Annotated in this window: 1 protein-coding gene; it reads left to right on the top strand. The window is 77.6% G+C overall.

Annotated features, from left to right (window positions below; genetic code table 11):
• Window positions 1–571: IclR family transcriptional regulator domain-containing protein (locus DD1DGNOD_RS21610; RefSeq protein ID WP_283234742.1), on the top strand; the 571-nt coding region annotated here is incomplete at both ends.

Below are 571 nucleotides of genomic sequence, written 5' to 3' on the forward strand. Positions count from 1 at the left end.
GCTGCGGGACGCCACCGGGGAGAGCACCCAGCTCTACGTGCGGCGCGGGGACGTGCGGGTATGCGTGGCCGCCGCCGAACGCGCCAGCGGCCTGCGCGACACCGTCCCGGTCGGGACCATGCTGCCGATGGCCGCCGGGTCCGGCGCACAGGTCCTGCTCGCCTTCGGCGCGGACCCGTTCCCGGGCTGGGACGCCAGCGCCGGATCGGCGGCCGGTCCGGCCGCACGGGTTGGTCCGGCCGGTCCGATCGCACGGGTTGGTCCGGCCGGTCCGATCGCACGGGTTGGTCCGGCCGGTCCGGCCGCACGGGTTGGTCCGGCCGGTTCGATCGCTGGTCCGGCCGGACCGGCCGAACTGCCGGCGGGCGCGGTCTTCGAGGCGTCCGCCCTGGAACAGGTGCGACAGCGGGGCTGGGCCGACAGCGTCGGTGAACGTGAGGCCGGGCTCGCGTCCGTGTCGGCCCCGGTACGCGACGCCACCGGCAGGGTCGTCGCGGCGCTGTCACTGTCCGGCCCGGTCGAACGGCTCACCCGCTCCCCCGGCCAGCGCCACGGAGCCGCCGTCGCCGCC

Origin of the sequence: Candidatus Protofrankia californiensis (assembly GCF_900634765.1) — a bacterium.
In the GTDB taxonomy this organism is placed as follows: domain Bacteria; phylum Actinomycetota; class Actinomycetes; order Frankiales; family Frankiaceae; genus Protofrankia; species Protofrankia californiensis.